This window comes from Kitasatospora sp. NPDC056181, from assembly GCF_042266225.1.
In the GTDB taxonomy this organism is placed as follows: Bacteria; Actinomycetota; Actinomycetes; order Streptomycetales; family Streptomycetaceae; genus Kitasatospora.
On record NZ_JBHJUK010000037.1, the window covers coordinates 14,146 to 35,265 of the forward strand.

The 21,120-nt window shown below is 74.4% G+C and carries 17 protein-coding genes, 1 pseudogene and 1 riboswitch; of the genes and pseudogenes, 6 read left to right on the top strand and 12 right to left on the bottom strand.

Annotated elements, in window-relative coordinates:
• Positions 1-15 precede the first annotated feature (15 nt).
• Positions 16-1,080, bottom strand: coding sequence for an alpha/beta fold hydrolase (locus tag ACFC1F_RS16610; protein ID WP_376158953.1), 1,065 nt, complete (start codon positions 1,078-1,080; stop codon positions 16-18).
• A gap of 242 nt (positions 1,081-1,322) precedes the next feature.
• On the opposite strand from ACFC1F_RS16610, the gene ACFC1F_RS16615 reads away from it, so the two are divergent.
• The 4 genes from ACFC1F_RS16615 (at position 1,323) to ACFC1F_RS16630 (ending at position 5,128) form a co-directional block, all read left to right on the top strand.
• On the top strand, positions 1,323-2,603 hold the full coding sequence (locus ACFC1F_RS16615; protein ID WP_376158955.1) for an amidohydrolase family protein: 1,281 nt from the start codon (positions 1,323-1,325) through the stop codon (positions 2,601-2,603).
• A gap of 256 nt (positions 2,604-2,859) precedes the next feature.
• Positions 2,860-3,414 (top strand): hypothetical protein, encoded by a 555-nt coding sequence (locus tag ACFC1F_RS16620; protein ID WP_376158957.1) that lies wholly within the window; start codon positions 2,860-2,862, stop codon positions 3,412-3,414.
• A 48-nt stretch (positions 3,415-3,462) separates the two neighbouring features.
• Positions 3,463-3,996, top strand: a complete 534-nt coding sequence (locus tag ACFC1F_RS16625; protein ID WP_376158959.1) for an EF-hand domain-containing protein — start codon at positions 3,463-3,465, stop codon at positions 3,994-3,996.
• Positions 3,997-4,324: 328 nt separating this feature from the next.
• Positions 4,325-5,128: a class I SAM-dependent methyltransferase gene (locus ACFC1F_RS16630; protein ID WP_376158961.1), complete on the top strand. Its 804-nt coding sequence runs from the start codon at positions 4,325-4,327 to the stop codon at positions 5,126-5,128.
• A 49-nt stretch (positions 5,129-5,177) separates the two neighbouring features.
• Here ACFC1F_RS16630 and ACFC1F_RS16635 read toward each other — a convergent pair whose 3' ends face one another.
• From ACFC1F_RS16635 to ACFC1F_RS16685, 11 genes and pseudogenes are all read right to left on the bottom strand, one after another.
• A complete protein-coding gene (locus ACFC1F_RS16635; protein ID WP_376158963.1) occupies positions 5,178-6,800 on the bottom strand; it encodes a sulfatase-like hydrolase/transferase in 1,623 nt (540 codons plus the stop codon).
• A gap of 225 nt (positions 6,801-7,025) precedes the next feature.
• Positions 7,026-7,739 (bottom strand): IclR family transcriptional regulator, encoded by a 714-nt coding sequence (locus tag ACFC1F_RS16640; RefSeq protein ID WP_376158965.1) that lies wholly within the window; start codon positions 7,737-7,739, stop codon positions 7,026-7,028.
• 202 nt (positions 7,740-7,941) lie between these two features.
• A riboswitch (SAM riboswitch) is annotated at positions 7,942-8,082 on the bottom strand.
• A 232-nt stretch (positions 8,083-8,314) separates the two neighbouring features.
• Positions 8,315-9,928, bottom strand: a complete 1,614-nt coding sequence (locus ACFC1F_RS16645; protein ID WP_376158967.1) for an amidohydrolase — start codon at positions 9,926-9,928, stop codon at positions 8,315-8,317.
• Positions 9,929-9,978: 50 nt separating this feature from the next.
• Positions 9,979-10,950, bottom strand: a complete 972-nt coding sequence (locus ACFC1F_RS16650) for a PaaX family transcriptional regulator C-terminal domain-containing protein (protein WP_376158969.1) — start codon at positions 10,948-10,950, stop codon at positions 9,979-9,981.
• 48 nt (positions 10,951-10,998) lie between these two features.
• Positions 10,999-11,871, bottom strand: coding sequence for an Asp/Glu racemase (locus ACFC1F_RS16655; protein WP_376158971.1), 873 nt, complete (start codon positions 11,869-11,871; stop codon positions 10,999-11,001).
• Positions 11,868-12,965, bottom strand: a complete 1,098-nt coding sequence (locus tag ACFC1F_RS16660; RefSeq protein ID WP_376158972.1) for a fumarylacetoacetate hydrolase family protein — start codon at positions 12,963-12,965, stop codon at positions 11,868-11,870. The genes ACFC1F_RS16655 and ACFC1F_RS16660 overlap by 4 nt, the downstream gene beginning before the upstream one ends.
• Positions 12,966-12,976: 11 nt before the next feature.
• Positions 12,977-14,089: a cupin domain-containing protein gene (locus ACFC1F_RS16665; RefSeq protein ID WP_376158974.1), complete on the bottom strand. Its 1,113-nt coding sequence runs from the start codon at positions 14,087-14,089 to the stop codon at positions 12,977-12,979.
• Complete coding sequence (locus ACFC1F_RS16670; RefSeq protein WP_376158976.1) at positions 14,086-15,144, bottom strand: carbon-nitrogen hydrolase family protein; 1,059 nt, start codon at positions 15,142-15,144, stop codon at positions 14,086-14,088. The genes ACFC1F_RS16665 and ACFC1F_RS16670 overlap by 4 nt, the downstream gene beginning before the upstream one ends.
• Before the next feature lie 11 nt (positions 15,145-15,155).
• The gene (locus ACFC1F_RS16675) at positions 15,156-17,882 is read right to left on the bottom strand and encodes an FAD-dependent monooxygenase (RefSeq protein ID WP_376158978.1); all 2,727 of its coding nucleotides are present in this window, start codon (positions 17,880-17,882) and stop codon (positions 15,156-15,158) included.
• Positions 17,883-17,956: 74 nt separating this feature from the next.
• Complete coding sequence (locus tag ACFC1F_RS16680) at positions 17,957-18,358, bottom strand: acyl-CoA thioesterase (protein WP_376159016.1); 402 nt, start codon at positions 18,356-18,358, stop codon at positions 17,957-17,959.
• Between the two features lie 15 nt (positions 18,359-18,373).
• Positions 18,374-19,984: pseudogene (locus ACFC1F_RS16685) on the bottom strand (AMP-binding protein); the annotation flags it as partial.
• A gap of 240 nt (positions 19,985-20,224) precedes the next feature.
• On the opposite strand from ACFC1F_RS16685, the gene ACFC1F_RS16690 reads away from it, so the two are divergent.
• Positions 20,225-20,731: a carboxymuconolactone decarboxylase family protein gene (locus ACFC1F_RS16690; protein WP_307853244.1), complete on the top strand. Its 507-nt coding sequence runs from the start codon at positions 20,225-20,227 to the stop codon at positions 20,729-20,731.
• Positions 20,728-20,928 (top strand): hypothetical protein, encoded by a 201-nt coding sequence (locus ACFC1F_RS16695; protein WP_376158980.1) that lies wholly within the window; start codon positions 20,728-20,730, stop codon positions 20,926-20,928. Before ACFC1F_RS16690 ends, ACFC1F_RS16695 begins: the two co-directional genes overlap by 4 nt.
• Positions 20,929-21,120 lie beyond the last annotated feature (192 nt).

The window sequence follows — 21,120 nt, forward strand, 5'->3', positions numbered from 1 at the left end:
CCGGTCGACGGCCGGTCACCGGCTGGTCACCCGCAGCTCCCGCGCCAGGTCCTCGACCACGCCGACCACGAACCCGGGCGCCTCGCGCGGGAAGTCGTGGCCGGTCCCCTCCGGCGTGTACACCAACCGGGACGCCGTCGACGCCGCCAGGTACCGGACCCTGGTCCGGAGGTAGAAGTTCCTGATCCGCTCGGCCTCGACCGCGTCCCGGGCACCGGCCAGCACCGCCTCACCGCCGATGAGATCACGCGGTATCACCAGCACCAGCGGCACGTCCCCGAGATCCCCGTCGTACACCACGGTCTCCCAGCCCACCGCGGCCAGGCCGGACGGCGAGAGCTCGGCGAAGATCGACGCGGCGGCGCACTGCGGGGCGGTCCGACCGCCGCGGCCGCGGTGCGCACCGAACAGCTGCCGCACCGCCGCCAGCAGGAAGCTGCGGCGCATCCCCGTGATCAGCCGGTTGGACGGCGCGAAGGCGATGACCTCCAGGGGCGTCGGGTCCAGCAGCACCAGCCCCGCCACCAGATCCGGCCGCCGCCGGGCCGCGTTGGCGACCAGTAACCCGCCGAAGGAGTGGCCGACGAGCACGAACGGGGGCCGCTCCCCCGCCCTCTCCAACGCCGCCAGCAGTTCCTCCGCCTCCACCGCCGTGGTCCGCGGGAAGGGCCCGGCATCGCTCCAGCCCGTGCCGAACCGGTCGACCAGGACCGAGCGGGTCCGGGCCGCCGCCATCGCGTGCAGCTCCTCGAACTCCTCACCGGGCGCGTGTCCGCCGGGCATCCACACCACGGTCGGCCCGGCCGCCGCGTCCCCCTCCGCCAGGACGTGCATCCGGTGACCATCCACGTCGACCAGCGTCCCCGGCATCGGCCGCTCCCCCGCCTCGCGGGCCATCAGCACCACGTGCCGCACGGCCCCGGCCAGCATCACCGCACCGGCTGCCACCAGCAGCCCACCGAGCGCCACCGCCCAGGTCGCACCGAGCCCGACGAGGAAGCCGCCCATCGCGGCCACCACCAGCGCGACCGGCACACCCGCCCAGTCCCGGCTCAGCAGTGCGAGCAGACTGTTCGCCATCCGTCCGTCCCGGCGCATAGGTCCTCCGTGACAGCAGCATCCGACAACCGACCCCTGTCCGTGTCCTTCCCCGTCCACCCCCGCCCTCACCCCACAACCGCCCCCCGGCGCGCACCGCGCACGCCGGGGAACCCTCGGTCATCGCCTCCCGGCCCGGCGTACGGCGGGACTCCGAGGACCGGCTCTGGTCCGTTCGGGTGACCCGTCTGGTCCCGGCCCCGTGACCGGCCGAAGATGGCGCCATGAGTGTCGACGACTCCGGTGCCGGGCTGCTGGTGACCAACGTGCGCGTCTTCGACGGGATCGGCGAGGAGGCGGTACCGGGACACGTCCGGATCGAGCGGGACAGGATCACGGAGGTGGTGCCGGGCCGCGCCTCCCCGCGTGGCGCCCGGGGCGTGACGGTGCTGGACGGCGGCGGCCGCACGCTCATCCCGGGCCTCACCGACGCGCACGTCCACCTGTTCGCGATCGGCGCCACCCTGGCGGAGCTGCAGCTCGCACCGACCGGCACGGTGTACTACCAGGCCCTGGCCGCGGCCCGCGACATGCTGATGCGCGGCTTCACCACGGTGCGGGACATGGCCGGCGACACCGAGCCGCTGCGACGGGCCCTCGACCGCGGGCTCTTCCCGGGGCCGCGGATCTACCCGAGCCAGGCGGCCGTCTCCCAGACCTCCGGCCACGGCGACTTCGGCGCCGTCTACGACACCCCGACCGCCCTCGGCGGGCCGCAGGCCCGGGCCGAACAGATCGGCTTCACCCGGGTGGCCGACGGGCCGGAGCGGGTCCTCGCCGCAGTGCGCGAGCAGCTCAGGAAGGGCGCGACGCAGATCAAGCTGATGGCCGGCGGCGGCGTCATCTCCGAGTTCGACCCGCTGGACGTGCTGCAGTTCACCACGGCGGAACTGGAGGCGGCGGTCGCCGCGGCCTCCGACTGGGGCACCTACGTGACCGTGCACGTCTACACCTCCGAAGGCGTGCGCCGCGCGGTGGAGGCCGGGGTGCGCTGCATCGAGCACGGGCACCTCGCCGACGAGGACACCGTCCGCCACCTCGCGGAGCGGGACGTGTGGCTGAGCACCCAGCCGTTCGAGGTCGACGACCACCACTACGCGTCGGCGGACAGCAACCGCAAGAACCGCGAGGTGTGCGAGGGCGTCTCCCGCACCTTCGCGTGGGCACGTGCGCACGGCGTGCGGCTGGCCTTCGGCACCGACCTGGTGCTCGACCCCGGGAACGGCCACCGGCAGAACGAGATGCTCGTCCGGCTCGGCGCCCACCTCAGCCCGGTCGAGGTCCTGCGCATGGCCACCTCCGGCAACGCCGAACTGTTCCGGCTGTCCGGCCCCCGCGACCCCTACCGCGCGGCACCGCTCGGGGTCGTGGCGCCGGGAGCGTGGGCCGACCTCCTGGTCGTCGACGGCGACCCGACCACCGACCTGTCCGTCCTCGCCGATCCCGAACGCCACCTGCGCCTCATCGTCAAGAACGGCGTCGTCCACAAGAACGAGCTGGACTGACCCCGCCCGCGAACGGCGCCGCTGCCCGGCCGTCCACCACCTCCCGCCACCTCCCGTTCGGGTGATCTCCCGGCCTGTGACGCGATCTTGATTCCCCGGGTGCCCTACGTTCTCGTCCGTGGACACTCGCACCCGGCGGCGGCCTCGGGCCCGACACCGCAGCGGCCCCGAAGCTGCCGGTCCCCGTCGTCGACGGTACTCCTGGCCACGCACCCGTACACCCGTTCCCCGCTGCAGAGAACACGGGAGACCCCCCATGAAGATCGCTGTCCGTGGTGCCTTGCTGGCCGCCGCCCCGCTGCTCGCCGCGGCGCCGCTGCTCGCCGGGGCCCCGGCCCAGGCCGACCCGTCCGGGCCCACGACCGATGCCACCTGTGTGCTGGACGCCCACGGCGTCTTCGCCACCGCGGTCGGTGCAGGCGGCACCGACCTGCCCTTGCCCGACACGCTGGCCATGACCGGCACCATGAGGTGCGTGGATGCCGCCGGCGCACCCGCGGACACCGGTACCTTCGAGCGGACGGTCACCATGCCGGCCACGGAGTGCACCGGCGACGAACACGGGGACACGTCCACCACGACCGTCCACTGGACCGACGGATCCAGCTCCACCTTCCGGTTCGACAGGACCGACGTGATCAAGGTGAACGGCACCGCCTCACTGGTCGTCACCGGCGTCGTCACCGCCGACAGCGCACGCTACGCGGGCGACACCGTCAACGCGCTGGGCACCAGCACCGGCACCGGCTGCGGTACTCCGGCCGGCGAGACCACCGTCGACTCGACCCTCGTACTCCGCCTCACCCACTGACCGGCCCGGCCGACCGGCACACGCCCCGCACGTGAAGGAAGACCCGCCATGCTGCTCCCCCCAGCCGGACCGCAACAGGCCCCGGCCGACCCCACCACCGCCAAGGCCCGCATCTACGCGATGCTGGACACCGACGGAGACGGTGTCGCCTCCCGCCACGACTACTTCGTACGGATCGAACGCGCCCGGCGGGCAACCGGACGCGACGACGACGATCCACTGGTCATCGCCGCACGCACCACCGGCGAACGCGCCTGGGCCGCGATGGACGCCAACGGCGACGGCCTGATGACCTACCAGGAGTACCTCGCCTGGGTGGACGCCGACAAGTTCGACACCGTCTGCCAGTACGCCCTGGGCGCCCTGTTCGACCTCGCCGACGCCGACCGGGACGGCACCCTGGACCGCACGCAGTTCACCACCCTGCGCCGGGCACTGGGCAACCGGGCCGACAACGCCGGCGCCGCATTCGACGCGCTGGACCGCGACGGCGACGGACGTGTCGGCCGCCAGGAGTACCTGGCGTCGATCCGCGCCTACGTCACGGGCGACGGATCTCCCATGGGCGACGCCCTGTACTGACCGCCCCTCGCCCGAGCCCGACCGCTCGGCCACAGCGGGAACACCGTCACCGCCCGTCTCCCGTCCACCCACCCCCGCGAGAACCAACCCCCGCACCTCGGCGCCCTGCGCCGGGGCCGCCGCACCCGTTGGGCCGATCGGCCCAGGCACGGCGTGCCTCGGCCGCCCCGGCGGGCTCCGGTGCAGGATCGGTGGCGCGGCGGCCCCGGGGCGGGGCCGCCCCCACCGCGCGAGGAGGGCCCACCATGAAACCGTTCGACGACCCGCTGCTCCGGTCCCCCGGGTCCCCCGGGCCCGACGACACCCGCGGCACCACGGAGGCGGCGACGTGACCGCCGCAGCGAGCGGGGACGGGGCGGGCGGCCGCTACGGCGAGGCCGTCTTCCGTCCCGAGCAGGCGGGCGAGGGTGAACGGACCGACCTCGGCGCGCTCGCCTACGACGACGTCACGATGGCGCGGCTGAGGACCCTCGGGGCCGGCCCGGGGTGGCACTGCCTCGACGTGGGCGCCGGCACGGGCACGGTCTCCCGCCGGCTCCTCGACGAGGCCCGGGTGGCAAGCGTGCTCGCCGTGGACCGCGACGTGCGTTTTCTCACCGGGCGGCCCGGGCTCGACCTGCTCGAAGCCGACGTCACCGCTCCGGACTTCGCCCCCGGCCGGTTCCGCCTCGTCCACGCACGCTTCGTCCTGATGCACCTGCCCGAGCACGACCGCCTGATCACCGCACTCGCCGAACTCCTCGTCCCCGGAGGCGTGCTGGTGCTCAGCGACGCGGTCGACCTGACGCGCGGGCGGACGCCCGGCACGCCGTACAGCACGGTGATGCGGGCGATGTGGGAGGGGCTGCGGTCCACCATCGGCACGGACGTCTCCTGGGTGCCGTCGTACCCGCACCTGCTGCGCCGAGCGGGGCTCCGGTCCGTCGCCGCCGAGGTCCACGTGCCACCGCTGCTGCCGGGCAGCCCCATCAGCCGCTTCTGGGCGGACACGTGGGACCGGAGCAGAGCCGCGATGCGCGCCACCGGCCTGGTCGACGACGAGGCGGTGGACGCGGCGATCCGCTACCTGGACTCCGACGAATGCGCCGCCCTGTCGGCCGGCATGCTCACCGCCTGGGGCTGGAAGCCCTAGGAACCTGCCGCCGGCCGGCGCCGCGGCGGGTCCGGGCTTCGGCGTGGGTTCAGCGCCGGGCTGTGCCCGCCGCCGCGGCGGGCTGGTCGGTGTCGCCGTGCCAGGTGGGCCAGCCGAGCAGACGGGGGCGCTCGGTGACCCAGGCGCGGGTGTCGGTGCCGATCTCGGCGGTGATGAGGTCCTCCAGCAGCGTGCTGTACCGGGCGACGAGGTCGCGGTGCGCGGGGTCGGCGGCGAGGTTGCGCGTCTCGGCGGGGTCCTCGGCGCGGTCGTAGAGGACGACGTCGTTGAGCGCGTACAGGGCCTCGGGGCTGGTCGGGCGGTTGGGGTTGAGCGGGGAGAAGTAGCGGCCGAAGGTGTACCGGGCATCGGTGTAGCCGCGCAGGAAGCCGCGCTTGGTCCAGTCCGGCCGCAGGTCGCCGGACTGGATCCGCCCGGGAGCCTCGGGGTCGGCGAACTCGAACCAGAAGGAGGCGTCCAGGGCGGTGACCGACTCGATGGCGGTGAGCACGCCGTCGCGGACGGTGCCGCCGTCGAGCACCGGACGCAGGGAGCGGCCCTTGAGCGCGGGGTGGCGGGTGGCCCGCCCGGACGGGTCGACGCCGGCGAACTCCAGCAGGGTCGGGGCGATGTCGACGGCGGAGGCGAGGGCCTCGGTGCTCACCCCGCTCGGGAAGTCGGGGTGGCTGAGGATGAAGGGGACGTGGAGGTTCTCGTCGTAGACCAGGCCGCCCTTCTGGCGCAGCCCGTGCGAGCCGGCCATCTCGCCGTGGTCGGAGGTGAAGACGACGACGGTGCGGTCGGCCTGCCCGGAGGCCTCCAGCGCGTCGAGGACCAGCTCGATGCTGCGGTCCACGTCGCGGATCGCGTTGAGGTAGAAGTTCAGGCCGTCGTACCAGTGCCGGTCGTCGGCGACCGGGCCGAAGACGGTGTCGAGCATCCGCGCGAACTCGGCCACCGCCGGGGCCGCGCCGGACAGGTCGTCGTGCAGGCTGGCGGGCAGGTCGAAGTCCCAGCGGCGCCGGTACACCGGGATGTCGGGGGCCGGCCTGGTCACGACGGCGTGGGCGAGGCCGAACGGGAGCTGCACCTGGGACGAGCCGCCGTAGTCGAAGCTCATGATGTCGTGCGGATTGACGAAGTTGACCGCCATGAACCACGGCTGGTCCGCCGCCACGACCGGGGCCCGGTTGCGCAGCCACTTCACCGCCTGGCCGGCGATGACCGGGTCGATCTTGAGCCCGGCCCAGGCGCCGCCGTCGATGTCGCCCCAGTCGTTGAACTCGCTGAATCCGTAGGGCTCCAGCGCGTCCGTGGTGGGGCCGGGGTTCTGCGGGGTGACGTAGGCGTTCGACAGGTGCCACTTGCCCTGGTAGGTGGCGTAGTACCCGGCCTCGCGGAGCATCGTGCCGAGCGTGCCCAACTCCGGTCGGAGCGGCCGGATGTAGGGCATGTTGTCGTTGTCGTAGATCTCCGTCAGCGGTAGGTGCTGCCCGGTGTAGACGACGGACCGCGCGGAGCTGCACATCGCCGACGCGGTGTAGTACCGCTCGAAGGTCGTGCCCCGCTCGGCGAGCCGCTCCCGCGCGGGGAGCGTGAAGCCCTGCGGCCGGGGGATCGTGGCCCGCTCCTCGTCGGTGACGATCAGCAGGATGTTCGGACGACGTGTCATGGCCACCTGTCCTTCGGGGATATGCCCCCACGTGCGCTGCGGGCGCACGGGGAGGACGCGGACGGCACGGAAGGTGCATGTCAGCCGAATCTAGGTTCTGCTCCCGCACGGCGTGCGCGAGGACACGGCCGGCCGGGTCCGTCCGGGTGAGCCGGCCGGCCGGGACTCGGCCGGTCAGTGACACCAGCTGTTCAGGGACACCGGCCGGTCAGGGACACCGGCCGGTCAGGGGTGGCTCAGGGCCTCGGTGAGGAGCTTGGCCGCCTCGGTGACGGCCTGGGAGAGGCGCGCGCCGGGGTGACGGGTGAGCCGTTCGATCGGGCCGGACACGGAGACGGCGGCCACGACCCGGTTGGACGGGCCCCGGACGGGCGCGGAGACGGAGGCGACCCCGAGCTCTCGTTCGCCGATGGACTGCGCCCAGCCGCGGCGCCGTACGCCGCTGAGGGCCGTGGCCGTGAAGCGGGCGCCCTGGAGGCCCCGGTGGAGGCGCTCGGGCTCCTCCCAGGCGAGCAGGATCTGGGCGGCGGATCCCACCTTCATGGGAAGGGTGACTCCGACGGGAACGGTGTCGCGCAGGCCGGAGAGCCGCTCGGCGGCGGCCACGCAGATCCGGATCTCGCCCTGCCGGCGGTAGAGCTGTGCGCTCTCGCCGGTGACGTCGCGCAGGTGGGTGAGGACCGGGCCGGCGGCGCCCAGCAGGCGGTCCTCGCCGGCGGCCGCCGACAGCTCGGCGAGCCGGGGTCCGAGGACGAACCGGCCCTGCAGGTCCCGGGCGACCAGCCGGTGCTGTTCGAGTGCGACGGCGAGCCGGTGGGCCGTGGGCCGCGCCAGGCCGGTGGAGGCGACGAGTCCTGCCAGGGTGGCGGGACCGGCCTCCAGGGTGCCGAGGATCGAGGTGACCTTGTCGAGCACGCCGACGCCGCTCGTGTTTTCCATGGGTGGGTACTCCGTCTCAAGTCCCGCGAGCAGCAGGTGGGCTCTGCTCACGGGGGCTCCGGGCGGGGAGCCGGGGGGGGTGTGGTCAGCGAGGGAAGGCCGAAGAGGTCGGCCGATTGCCTGCGCCGGGCACGAGACGGGTACGCGGAAGGGCCGGGGCGGGAAGCGCCCGGGCGAAGGACAGCACAGAGAGCACCGTGTCTCCTCATCTTTCCCGCGCCACATTGGCGACAGGCCGGAGTTGGCACTGATCCCGGTCGGTGCGGCGCACTTTGGACGCCGGGTCGACCGGGGAGTTGCCGGGGCTTCGTAGGGCCGGTCCCTCCACCCCTCTGGATGATTCGCGAGGAACGATACAAGACTTCCCGGGCGGCCCGTTAAACGGCCCCCGCCCCGGACGCGGGCACCGCACATCCTCCGGGAGGCTGGCCCGGCGGGATCGGCCTCCGCGGAACGCCCCGCCCCACCACCCCGCGACCGCGCCCCGGCGGCCGTCCGGCCGTCAGATCCGGCACCGTCCGACCGTCAAGCCCGGTGCACCGTCCGACCGTCAAGCCCGGTGCACCGTCCGACCGTCAGGCCCGGTGCACCGTCCGGCCCCCGAGCACGACGCGGACCGGCCGCAGCCGCGGCAGCTCGTCCGGCGGGCAGTTCAGCGGGTCCGCGGGCCAGAGGGTCAGGTCCGCCAGCGCGCCGGGCCGCAGGCTGCCACGCGTCGCACTCTCGCCGACCAGCCGGGCCGCGTCGACGGTGTGCAGCGCAATCGCCTCGGCCCGGGTGATCGCGTGCTCGGCGCCCTGCGCGCCGGCCACGGTCTCCCGGGTCGTCATGCCCCACACCGAGACCATCGCCCCGTAGGGCCCGACGGGGAAGTCGGAGCCGGCCGCGAGCAACGCGCCCTCGTCCAGCCACTCGCGCAACGGGAAGATCCCGCGGACCCGCTCGGCGCCCCAGGCCCGGATCTGGGCCGTCGCCGCATCGTGCAGCAGCGGGTGCTGGACGGTGACCGGGATGCCGAGCGCGATCGCGCGCGATCGCTGGTCGGGGCGGGCCAGTCCGCCGTGCTCCACGACCAGGGTGCCCGGGGCCAGCCCGGGGCGGTCCTTGAGCACCTGCTCGAAGACGTCCAGCAGCGTACGGAGTCCGCGGTCCCCCCATGCGTGCACGCCGACCCGCCAGCCGCGCTCGACCACCCGGTCGACCGCCGCGGCCAGCTCCTGCGGCTCCCAGAGGAGCGTGCCGTGATAGCACGGGCGGCCTTCGTACGGCTCGTCCAGCGCACCCGCCTCGATGCCGCCGTCGATGCCGAACTTGACGCCCCAGACGCTCAACCACGCGTCGCCCTCGGCGCGCCAGGGCTCCATCCGGTCGAGCAGCTCGTCCACCTGCCCGGGCGTGCGGGCACCGAAACCGGAGACCAGGGCGCGCACCCGCACGCTCAGTGCACCGGCCTGCCGGGCCGCGCGCAGCACGTCGAGGTCCTCCACCGGGACCAGGCAGTCGCGGACCGTGCCGATGCCCGTCGCGGCGTAGTCGGCGGACGCGGCCCGCAGGCCCTCGATCCGGTCGGCGAGCGCGGGGCGCGGCAGTACCCGTTCGGCGAGTGCGACCGCCTTGTCGACCAGCCGGCCGGTCAACCGGCCCTGCTCGTCCCGCTCGATCACGCCGCCGGGCGGGGGTTCGGTGGCGGCGGTGATGCCGGCCAGTCGCAGCGCGGGGGTGTTGAGCACCATGTTGTAGGCGCCGCGCCGCACCAGCACCGGGTGCCGGTCGGTGGCCGCGTCCAGCTCCTCGGTGCGGGGCAGGCGCTGTTCGGCGAGGTTGACCTCCTGCCAGTTGATCGTGGTGCGGATCCACTGCCCGGGGGGCGTGCTCGCCGCCCGCTCGCGGATCAGGCCGAGGAACTCGCCGAGGTCGCGGGCCCGGTGGACCGGCACGTCGTGGACGCTGTGCGCGGCGAGGATCAGATGGGTGTGGGTGTCGTCGAAGGCCGGCAGCACGGTGGTGCCGGGCAGGTCCAGCACCTCCGTCCCCGGGCCGGCCAGGTGGTCCAGGCCGTCGGCCGCGGCGGACAGCGCGGTGATCCGGTCGCCGGTGACGGCCAGCGCACGACGCGGCGCCTCGCCGGGGACGAGCGTGTGGACGGTGCCGGACCGGATCAGCAGGTCGGCGGGGGCGTGGTCGGTCACGGCGGCGTCTCCTCCGGCGTCATGGCGCCTGGTCGGGCTGCGGGTTGGGGCTACGGCTTCGGACAGGGCTCCGGCTCGGGCTGTACGGTGAGGTCCTGCTGTGCGGTGAGGTCCGGCTGTGTGCGGAGCCCCGGCTCGGGCTGTGCGGTGAGGTCCTGCTGTGCGGTGAGCCCCGGCTCGGGGTGCGTGCCGAGCCCCGGGCGCGACAGCCCGGTGAGCTGCTCGACGTGCCGGAAGCCGGGTTCGGCGAGCAGCCCGTGCAGTTCGGTGAAGACTGCGCGGGCCGCGACGGCGTTCCACTCCGGCGGCAGCAGCGGCGTCGGCAGTCCCGGGTCGAGGTAGGGCAGCCGGCGCCACTGGGTGAGCATCGGCACGTACGCGCGGAACGCCTCGACCGGCTCGATCCGCGGGTGCGGGCGCAGGCCGGCGGCCACCTGCCCCCAGTCCTCGGTGAACTCGGCGTACTGCGCCTCGATCGCCGGGAAGTCCCACCAGGAGCCGACCGCCGAGCGCAGTTCGGCGAACCCGGCGTACTCGGACAGGAAGAGGTGGACGTACGCGCTCAGCCCGAGCCGTTCCAGCAGCCGCCGGGCGTCCGGCAGCACCCGGGCGGGTGCCAGCCAGACCCCGGGGGCGGCGTTGCCGAAGCCGAGCCAGCTCAGCCGCGAGCGCAGCTGGTGGCGGCTGGCCCGCTCCGACTCGGGGACGGAGAAGACCGCGACCACCCAGCCGTCGGCGAGTTCGGCGGGCGCCAGACTGTGGAAGATCCGGCGGTCACCCTCGTCGAAGACCGGGCCCATCTCCGGGCTCAGCCGGTAGCCGGTGCCCTCGCGCCGCTCCTGCAGCAGGGTGCCGGCCTTCTTCAGCCGCGAGATCGCCGACCGGACGGCGGGCGCGTCGACGTCCAGTTCGGCCATCAGCGCGATCAGGTCGGCTATCGAGATCCAGCCGCCGAGCCGCCGGACGAACTCGCCGTAGATCGTGTGGATCAGGGAGCTGGGGCGTGACGTGTTCTCCGGCATGGCGGCCCTCCTCCCGTCGTGGCCGCTCCAGCCGGCCGTCCGGCGTGATCATACTGTCGGAGCGCAGCCAAGTGGTCCGGACGGCGGCGCGGCGGGCGGCTGCGGGACAACTGCCGGCGGCCCGGACACCGGTGCGGCGGGCGTCGGCCCCTGGGCCGGTGACGTGCTCCCGGCGTAGGCACCGGAGAGCAACGCCCCCGCCCCGGGAGCGAAGGCGGGCAGCCCGAGCGCGCGCAGCAACTGGTGGACGGTGCAGATCGCCGCGGAGACCACCGGCTTGCCGAGCTGCTGCTCGGCCTCCTCGACGGCCGCCAGCGACGGCATCTGCACGCAGGCGGAGAGCACCACGGCGTCCGCGTCGGCGTGCGCCAGGCGGGCGGCGATCCCGGGCAGCCGGGCCGGGTCGTGGGCGGCGACCGCCAGGTTGTCCGGGATCTCCAGGGCCGCGTGGTCGATCACCGTGATGCCCTCGTGCGCCAGGTAGTCCACCACCGTCCGGGCGAGCGGTCGCAGGTAGGGCGCGACCAGCGCGACCTTCTTCGCCCCGAGGACGTGCAGCCCGGCCACCAGGGCGCCGGCGCTGGTCACCACCGGCGCCGGTGCGCCGTTCTCGACGGTGCGCCGGTGCAGCCGCTGCTCGGACTCCCGGTGGTAGCCGGGCCCGGTGCTCATGACCGCGACCAGGCAGGCGTAGCCGAGCACGTCGACCCGGGCGTCGGAGAGTTCGAGCGCGCAGCGGTCCGAGTCCGCGTCCATCGCGCGCAGTTGCTCGGGGGTGACCCTGGTCATCCGCATCCGGCTGGAGTGGAAGGTGAAGCGCTCGGGGGCGACCGTCTCCCTGGCCCGCAGCAGGGCCGGGACCTCGGTCTCCATGGTGACGTTGGAGCTCGGGACGATCTGGCCGATCCGGTAGGTGGTCATGCGCCCACCCCCTCGTCGTCGGGCCGCAGGCCGTGGGCGAGGGCGTCGTGGGCGAGGGCGTCGTGGCCCCGGGCGTCGTGGCCCCGGGCGTCGTGGCCCCGGGCGTCGTGGCCCCGGGCGTCGTGACCGGCCTCGTAGTCGGCCCCGTAGTCGGCCCCGTAGTCGGCCCCGTAGCCTGCCTCGTAGCCTGCCTGGTGGCCGCGGGCGTCGACGACCGGGTTGGCGAGCGTGCCGATCCGCTCGACGGTGGCCTCCACCAGGTCGCCGGGCTGCAGGAACTGCGGCGGGACCAGGCCGGCGCCGACGCCGGACGGCGAGCCGGTGGCGATCACGTCACCGGGCTCCAGGGTCATGCCGGAGGAGATGTCGGCGATCAGCCGGGCGACGCCGAAGAGCATGTGGCGGGTGTTGGAGTCCTGCTTGGTCACGCCGTTGACCTTGAGCGAGAGACCGAGGTTCTGCGGGTCGGGGATCTCGTCGGCGGTGACCACGACCGGCCCGAACGGGCAGTAGGAGTCCTGGCCCTTGGAGAAGAACCACTGCCCGGAGCGGCGCTGGTCGCGCGCGCTGACGTCGTTGACGATGCTGTAGCCGAAGACGTGCCGCAGCGCGTCCGCCTCGGTGACCCGGCGGGCGGTACGGCCGATCACCACGGCCAGTTCGCACTCCCAGTCGAGCTGCTTGGTCAGGTCGGCGTTGTGCAGGATCGGCCCGCCCGGTCCGGTGACGGCGGTGGCCGGTTTGCCGAACAGCACCGGGCGGTCGGGCAGTTCGCGCTCGGTGTCGAGCGAGCGGTGCGACTCCTCGACGTGCTCGACGTAGTTGAGGCCGACTCCGACGATCTTGCCCGGGCGCAGCGGCGCGCAGAGCGTGACCGCGGTGAGCGGCAGCCACGCGTCGGCCGGTGCCGCGGCCAGCAGCGCGCGGGCGGTGGCCAGGGCGGGTTCGCCGGCCCGGATCAGCGCTGCCAGGTCGCCGGGCAGCGCGGCGCCGGCCGCGGCGGCGAGCGCGGCCAGGTCGGCCACGCGCTCGCCGGTCCGCGCGCCGAGGCGCGGCGTGCCGCTGCCGCCGGTGCGGTAGCTGAGCAGGTGCATCGGAAAGCTCCTTACGAGAGGACGGCCTGGTGGCCGCCGTTGTCCGGGTGGGCCTCCTCGCGGTACATGCCGAGCGAGCGCATCACCGGGAAGTCGTTGAACGAGAAGAGGCAGGCGTCCTCGCCCGGGTCGGAGTTCGCGTGCTCGTGCCAGGCCCAGGACGGGACCACGAAGATGTCGCCCTGCTGCCACTCGAAGCGCTGCCCGGCGATCACCGAGACGCCCCGGCCCTTGGCCGCGGTGTAGACGACCGAGCCGGTGTGCCGGTGCGCCAGGGTGGCCTGGCCCGGACGCAGCAGTTGCAGGTGGGCGCTCATGGTCGGCATCACGGAACCGCCGGTGACGGGGTTGGCGTACTCCATGATCACGCCGTCGTACGGGGACCCTTCGCCCGTCCGGGCCAGCCGGCACAGCGCCTCGTAGCTGGGCTCCCAGGGCCAGCCGAGCAGGGGGGAGTACGGGCGGCTCCACTGCTCGACCCCGTACGGCAGCAGGGTGCCCGCGTAACGGAGCAGCGAGGAGTTCACCACCGTGCCGGGCTGCTGGTAGAGGTCGGGGTGGACTTCGTAGAAGCCGGCGTCGAGCGCGTTGACCAGCGGGATGTCCAGCCCGTCCTGCCAGATCACCGGTTCGTCCGAGGCCTCGTTGCCGTGCTCGTGCCAGGTGTTGTTGGGCGTGATCGCGAAGTCGCGCGGCCCGACCTTGAGTTTCTGGCCGTCCACGATCGTCCAGGCGCCGGTGCCCTCGTGGACGAAGCGCAGTGCGGCGGCCTGGTGGCGGTGGGCGGTCATCGCCTCGCCCGGGCCCATGATCTGCAGGCCGGTGTACAGCAGGCCGACGGCCGCGCTCAGTTCACGACGGCCGGGGTTGACCAGCATCACCACCCGGCGTCCGGCGTCGTCCGCCCGGACCAGCGGCAGCGCCTTGCGGACCAGCGGCGCCAGGTCCGCGTAGCGCCAGAGCACCGGGACGGACTTGGGCTGCGGGTACCAGGGTTCGATCTCGTTCGCCACCGTCCAGAGCGCGCCCGCCTCCTGCTTGGCCAGCTCCTCGTAGTAGGCGGCGAGTTCGGGGCTGTCCCCGACCCTGGCCCGGCCCAGCCGGGTGTCGTCGTAGTCGTTCACGCTTCCTCCTGTGGGGTGCCGCTCTGCTGCTCGGGGTAGGGCCGGTGGCCGTCGGGCCGGGCGTGGTCGGGGAGGTGGCCGCCGGGGAGGTGGCTGTCCGCGAGGTGGACGGACCGGTGCGGGCGGTTGTCGACGTGCAACCGGAAGACGTCGAACCGGTTGTAGTGGCCGACGATGTCGTGCATCTGCTTGGGCTGGACGCATCGCGCGAGGTCGATCTCGGCGTAGACGATGCCCTCCTCGTCGACCAGCGGCTCGGTGACCGGGCGCCCGTCCGGCCCGAAGACGCCGGAGAGCGCGGCGCGCGGACGGGCGAGCTGCTTGCGCACCTGCGGGTCGTCGCCGGCCACCAGGTCGACGATCTCGGGCGAGATCGTCGAGCAGGACACCACGGTGAACACCTTGCCCTCGAAGCAGTGCGCGGCCGCACGCAGCGCGATGGCCTCCGCCATGTCGTAGTCGTCGGGCGCCACCGGCAGCGCGATGTAGCTCGCGGCGTGGACCAGTTCGCCCTGCGCGAGCAGGGTGTAGCGGGCCAGCGGGTTGGTGTTCTCACCGCAGGCGAGCGCTCCCAGCGGGCCGACCGGCGTGCGGTGCACCACCAGTGAGCTGCCGTCGCCCGGGGCCCAGGTCAGCTTCTCGGCCCAGGTCGGCACGAGCTTGCGGTGCACGCCGAGCAGCCGGCCGTCCGGGCCGATGGTGAGCAGCGTGTTGTACAGCGTGCCCAGGCCGGGCCCGCCGCGTTCGTTGACGCCGATCACCAGGACCACGCCGGCCCGCCGGGCGGCCGCGCACAGCGCCTCCACCTGCGGGCCGGGGACGTCGACCGAGGCCAGGTAGAGGCGTTCGAACCAGGGCGAACCCTGGACGGGGTTCATCGTCCAGTTCCAGTAGGGGTAGCCGGGCACGAAGACCTCGGGGAAGACCACCAGTTCGGCGCCGTGCTCGGCCGCCTCGGTGATCAGGGCGACGGCCTTGTCGACGGTGGCGTCCGGGTCCAGGTAGACGGGGGCGGCCTGGACGGCGGCGGCGGTGAAGCGGGGCAGGTGGGGCATCCGGTCCTCCCTCAGTTCGGCACGGCTTCGGTGGGCTTGTGGCCTGGCTGCCCGTCCGGGCGGTGCGCCGCCCGCCCCGGCGGGCCGTCGGGACGGCCCGCGTCAGGAGGGTCGGCACCAGGACGGCCTGCGGCGGCACGAGAACCTGCAGCACCAGAACCGGCGTCAGGAGGGCCGGCGTCAGGAGGGCGGGTGTCCGGGCGGTGCGGCGGCAGCCAGCGGCGGTGCACCGGTACGGCCGCCTCCGGCAGCAGCCGCAGCCGGGGCGCGACCCGGTCCGCGCCGGGCCCGGGCGGCCGGCGGCTGCCCGGCTGCCAGGGCTGCGGCCAGCGCGCCCCGGGGCCGGTGTAGCCCTGCTCGGCCGCGGCGTGCAGCGTCCACAGCGGGTCGTACAGCTGGGCCCGGCCGACCGCGACCAGGTCCGCCCGGCCGGCCAGCAGGACCGAGTTGGCGTCGTCGTGGCCGGAGATCGCGCCGACCGCGATGGTCGGGATCCCGGTCGCATGGCGGATCAGGTCGGCGAACGGCACCTGGTAGCCACGCCCGTACGGCACCTCCTGGTGCGCGACCACCTCGCCGGTGGACACGTCCAGGGCGTCCGCGCCCGCGTCGGCCAGTGCCCGGCAGATCGCCACCGCCTCCGCCTCGGTGGTGCCGCCCGGCGCCCAGTCGGCGGCCGAGACCCGGACCACGACCGGCTTGCCGGCCGGCCAGACCGCCCGCACCGCGGCGAGCACCTCAAGGGCCAGCCGCAGCCGGTGTTCCAGCGGGCCGCCGTAGCGGTCGGTGCGGTGGTTGGTCAGCGGCGAGAGGAACCCGGAGACCAGGTGTCCGTGGCCGAACTGCAGCCCCAGTACGTCGAATCCGGCCCGGTCGGCGCGGGCCGCGGCGGCCGCGAAGTCGGCGGCCACACCGGCCAGTTCCGCCGGGGCGGCCGGGCGCGGCGGCGGGCCCGCCGCCTCCCACGGCAGCGGCGAGGCCGCCAGCGTCGGCCAGCCGTCCGCGAGGGCGCGCCCGATCCCGTCCGGGCCGGGCACGGTGCTCGACGCGCGCCGCCCGGCGTGTGTCAGCTGGATGCCCAGCGGGGTGTCACCCAGCTCGCGGACCGCGCGCACGACCGAGCGCCAGGCCGCCTCCTGGGCGTCCGTCCACAGGCCCGGGCAGCGCTCGGTGGCCCGGCCCTGCGCGCTGACCGCGGTCATGCCGGTGAAGACCAGACCGGCGCCGCCGAGGACGTGGGCGGCGAGCTGGGCCCGGTCGAAGCCGCTGGGCAGCCCGTCCACGGCGGTGAAGGTGGCCAGCGGCGGCACCACGATCCGGTTGCGCAGCCCCAGCCGGCCCAGCCGCAGCGGCCGGAACATCGGCGGAACGGCCGCCCTGCCACCGCCGCCCCCGCCGTCGGGGGCCGTGCCGCCGGGGCCCGTGCGGGCAGCGGTCGCATCGCCCGACGTCGCGTCGCCGGAGGTCGTGCCACCGCAAGCCGCGTCGCCGGACGTCGCGTCGCCGGAGGTCGAGCCGCGGCCCGCCGCCTCGCCTCCTGCACAGCCACCCGACCCGCCGCCCGGCTCGCCCTCCACGGCGCCGCCGTAGGCCGCGTCGACGGCGTCCACGAAGGCGGCGTCCCGGGCGCGCAGGTTGCCGTAGGTGACCCGGCGGCTGCGGGTGAGCAGGTTGAAGGCGAACTGCTCGACGCCCTGGCCGGTGTGCCGGCCGACGGTCTCGAACCACTCCAGGCTCGCCTGCGCCGCCCGCTGCGCGGACTCCACCACCGGCCGCCGCTCGGCCTCGTAGGCCGCCAACGCGCCCTCCAGCGACGGGCTTTCCTGCAGTGCGGCGGCCAGCGCGAGGGCGTCCTCCAGGGCCAGTTTGGTGCCCGATCCGATCGAGAAGTGGGCGGTGTGCGCGGCGTCCCCGAGCAGCACCACGTTGCGGTGGTGCCAGCTCGCGTTGCGCACGGTGGTGAAGCGGATCCAGCGCGAGGCGTTCGGGATCAGCCGGTGCCCGTCCAGGTGCGGTGCGAGCAGTTGCTCGCACCGCCGTACGCTCGGCAGGTCGCTCTGCCCGCGCCCCAGGTCCCGCCCGGCCGGCTCCTCGAAGCCCGCCTTGCGCCACGCCTCCTCGGCCATCTCCACGATGAAGGTCGAACGCCGGTCGCTGTACGGATAGGCGTGCACCTGCAGTGCGCCGAAGTCGTACTGCTCCACGATGAAGGTGAAGGCCTCGAAGACCTTGTCGGTGGCGAGCCAGATGTAGCGGCAGTGCCGCTCGTCCAGTTCGGGCCGGAAGGCCTCCGCGAGGGCTGCCCGGGTCGCCGAGCGCACGCCGTCGGCGGCCACCACCAGGTCGTGGTCGGCCGCCAGTCGGGCGACCGGTGGCGCGGGTGTCCGGTAGCGCACGTCCACCCCCAGCTCGGCGCAGCGCTGTTGCAGGACCGCGCGCAGCCGGTTGCGGTCCAGTGCCGCGAAGCCGTGCCCGCCGCAGGTGCGCACCTGGCCGGCGTACCGGACGTCGATGTCGCTCCAGCGGGCGAACTCGGCGGACAGCGCGGCGAAGACCGGCGGGTCGGCCTGGGCGATGCCGTCCAGCGTCTCGTCCGAGAAGACCACGCCGAAGCCGAACGCGTCGTCGCGGGCGTCGCGCTCCCACACCGTGATCTCCCGGTGCGGCGCCAACTTCTTGGCCAGTGCGGCGAAGTAGAGTCCGCCGGGCCCGGCGCCGATCACCGCGACCCGCTGCACCGCGGAACCTGCCGGCCCCCCTGAGGCGCCGCTCACCGGTCCTCCTGCGGTGCTCGCCGGCACCGCTCCCCCGGTCACCGGTAGCCCTCCGCCTGCTGCGGCCCGGACTCGGCGAGCGCCCGGCGCACCTCGGCGGGCCAGGGTTCGGTGCCCTTGGCCTGCGGGGCGGCGTGCACCACCGACATCCGCCCGGCGGCGGCCAGGCCCTGTGGCCCGTGCACCTCGAAGGCGTAGTGCAACGACGAGCCGCCGACCCGCAGGACCCGCAGCTCGGTGCGGACCTCGTCGCCGAACCAGAGGCGTTCGCGGTAGTCGGCCTCGAAGTGCACCCGCGGGATCCGGCCGAACAGCCCGGCCAGCCCGAGCCGGCGCAGCAGCACCGCCTCGGCGGCCTCGACCCAGCGCTGCACCGCCGAGAAGTGGTAGTGCCCGGCCGCGTCGGTGTCCGACCACTCCACCCGCCGCTCCACCGCCACGCTGGCCGGGTACGCGGCCGCCCGGCGGCGCAGCTCGGCCCGGTGCAGCTTGCCGGTGGCGGTGCGCGGCAGTTCGGTGACGAACTCGACCTCGCGCGGGTACTTGTACGGCGCGATCGTCCGTTTGACGTGCTCCTGGAGTTCCCGGACCGTCTCCGGTCCGGCCGGTACGCCCTCGCGCAGCACCACGTACGCCTTGACCACGCTGCCGCGCCGCTCGTCGGGCGCGCCGACCACCGCGCTGTCCAGCACGTCCGGGTGGCCGGCCAGCACCTGCTCGACCTCGGGCCCGGCGATGTTGTAGCCGGCCGAGACGATCATGTCGTCGGTGCGCGCCTGGTACCAGAAGTAGCCGTCGCGGTCGCGCACACAGGTGTCGCCGGTGAGGTTCCAGCCGTTGCGCACGTAGCCGGCCTGGCGCTCGTCGCGCAGGTAGCGGCACCCGGTCGGGCCCTTGACGGCGAGCAGGCCCGGGGTGCCGTCGGGCACCGGCGCGCCGTCGGCGTCGAGCACCGCGGCCCGGTAGCCCGGGACCGGCCGGCCGGTCGCGCCGGGGCGGATGTCACCGTCGGCGGCGGAGATGAACACGTGCAGCAGCTCGGTGGCCCCGATGCCGTCGACCAGCCGCTGCCCGGTGGCCGCGTGGAAGGCCTGCCAGAGGGAGACCGGCAGGTGCTCGCCGGCCGAGACGCAGCGCCGTACGTCCTTCAGCCGGCCGGCCAGCCCGGCGGCCAGGATCGCCCGGTAGGCGGTCGGCGCGGTGAACAGCATGCTGACCCGGTGCCGGGCGACGTGCTCGGCGAGCTCCTCCGGGCCGGTCCGCTCCAGCAGCAGCGCGGCGGCGCCGGCCCGCAGCGGGAAGACCACCAACCCGCCGAGGCCGAAGGTGAAGGCGAGCGGCGGAGTGCCGGCGAAGAGGTCGTCCGGCGTGGGCCGCAGCACGTGCCGGGAGAAGGTGTCGGCGTTGGCGAGGACGTCGCGGTGGAAGTGGAGGGTGGCCTTGGGCCGGCCGGTGGTACCGGAGGTGAAGGCGATCAGCGCCACGTCGTCGGCGGCGGTGGGCACGGCGGTGAAGCGGCCGCGCCGGGCGGCGCAGCGGGCGGTCAGGTCGTCCGGCCCGGGGCCGCCGTAGGCCAGGACGGTCAGGCCCGGTATGGCGGCCCGTTCCAGCTCGGCCAGGTTGCGGTGGTCGCACAGTGCCGCCACCGGCAGGCTGATCTCGTGCATCGCGGTCAGTTCGGGTGCCCGCAGCAGCGGCATGGTGGTGACCGCCACCATGCCCGCCTTCAGCACCCCCAGCCAGCATGCCACCAGCCAGGGGGTGTTGGGGCCGCGCAGCAGCACCCGGTTACCGGTGGCCAGGCCCAGGTCCTCGGTCAGGACCCGGGCCACCGCGTCCGCGTTCCGGCGCAGTTCGCCGTAGCTCCACTGCTCCGTCGGAGTGAGCAGGCAGCGCCGGTCGGGGCCGAGGCGCTCGATCGTCTCGTCGAGCAGCGCGTGCGCGCAGTTGAGCCGGTCGGGATAGGCCAGCTCGGGCAGTTCGAAGAGGAGTTCGGGCCACTGGTCGGGCGGCGGAAGGTTGTCGCGGCAGAACGTGTCCAGATGCGCTGAGGGTGTGAGCTCCATAGGGCGGCACCTCTTCGGCGAGCGGGGAGTGAGGCCAGTATGGCGCTCTGGTGACGCCAGTCAAGAGAGCGATACAAGCTTCGGGCCGGCGGCGGGCGCGCGCCCGCTGGGCCGCCGCCGCGTCGGACTGCCCGGGGCGCGACCGGCCGCCCTTGACGCGAAACGGCACCGGTCGGTACCGTCTTGCTGTCGGTACCGATCGGTACCGTTTCCGGGGGCGTCACACATCGGGGGGAAGCCGTGCAAACATCCGCGGACAAGGGCGAGTTGCTCGACCGGGTACAGAAACAACTGGGGCGGGTGCCGAACCTCTACGCCTCGATGGCCGAGGCGCCGGCCGCCCTGGAGGGCTACCTGGCGATGCGCGACCAGTTGGGCCGCGGCGTGCTGCGGGCCCGGGTGCGCGAGCAGCTCGCCCTCCTGGTCGCCCAGGAGAACGACTGCACCTACTGCGTCAGCGCCCACTCGCTGCGCGGCGCCACGATGGGTCTGAGCGACGAGGAGCTGCTCGCCACCCGCGACGCCTCGGACGCGGACCCGCACACCCGGGCGCTGCTGGCGCTGGCCCGCGAACTCGTCCGCACCCGTGGGCGGATCGGCGACGGGACCCGTGCGCTGATCGACGCGGCCGGCGTGACGGAGGCGGAGGCCGGCGAGGTGGTGGCGCACGTGGCGCTCAACACGCTCTCCAACTACTACAACCACCTGGCCCGTCCGGAGCTGGACTTCCCCGAGGTGAAGGCATGAGCGAGGACTGGGCCGAGGCGGCGGTCGAACTGAACGCCGGCTACACGGTGGTGGACGCGGACGGCACGGCGGTCTCGTCCGTCCCCCGGGCGCTGGTGGCCCTGCAGGGCGGCTTCGCCAAGCTGCGCCTGCCGGGCACCGCGACGGTGCAGGTGGTCTCGGCCCCGGCCGTCCGCCTGATCACCTTTCCCGCGTGACCCCCTGGCGGCCGGGTTCCGGCCGCCACCGCGTACTGGACGGCTGCCCGGCCGCCCGGCCCGGGACGCCCCGCAACCCTCGTTGCGCGGCCGCCCGGGTCGGGACGCCGGGCGGCCGTCGGCCTTTCCGGCGCCGTCTCGCGGGCCCTGGCCGGCCGCCGTCGCGGGAATCGCGACCGGGCGGGGCCGTCC